Origin of the sequence: Luedemannella helvata, from assembly GCF_039528415.1 — a bacterium.
GTDB classification, from domain to species: Bacteria; Actinomycetota; Actinomycetes; order Mycobacteriales; family Micromonosporaceae; genus Luedemannella; species Luedemannella helvata.
Genome location: NZ_BAAALS010000130.1, coordinates 1 through 603 on the forward strand (window position 1 = coordinate 1; position 603 = coordinate 603).

Below are 603 nucleotides of genomic sequence, written 5' to 3' on the forward strand. Positions count from 1 at the left end.
AACCAACTCAAGAACCTGCTCGTCACCGCACCCGCCCCGCTACGTGAGTCGATCACCGGCACGACTACGCAACTAGTGGCCACCTGCGCACGGCTACGTCCCGGCACCCACCTGAGCGACCCGAGCACCGCCACCAAGACCGCGCTGCGCGTCCTGGCCCGCCGCTACCAGCACCTGTCCGAGGAGATCACCGGCTTCGACAAGCAACTGGCCGCGCTGACCAAAACCACCGCACCCGAACTCGTAGCCATCCACGGCGTCGGCCCCGAAACCGCCGCCCAACTGCTCATCACCGCCGGCGACAACCCCGACCGGCTACGCGGCGAAGCCGCCTTCGCCCACCTCTGCGGCACCGCGCCCATCCCCGCCTCCAGCGGACAGACCCGCCGCCAGCGCCTCAACCGCGGCGGCGACCGCCAAGCCAACCGAGCCCTCTACACCATCGCGTTAACCCGACTGGCCACCTGCCCCCGCACCAAGGCATACCGCGACCGACGCCGCGAACAAGGCCTCACCAACAAAGAGATCATTCGATGCCTCAAACGGTACATCGCACGCGAAATCCACCACGCCCTCACCGTTGACAAACCATAGGAGCATCAC

At 67.0% G+C, this 603-nt stretch carries 1 protein-coding gene; it reads left to right on the forward strand.

From position 1 onward, the window contains the following. On the forward strand, positions 1 to 594 hold a 594-nt coding region (locus ABD191_RS29090), incomplete at its 5' end, for a transposase (RefSeq protein WP_344089190.1). Positions 595 to 603: the final 9 nt, after the last annotated feature.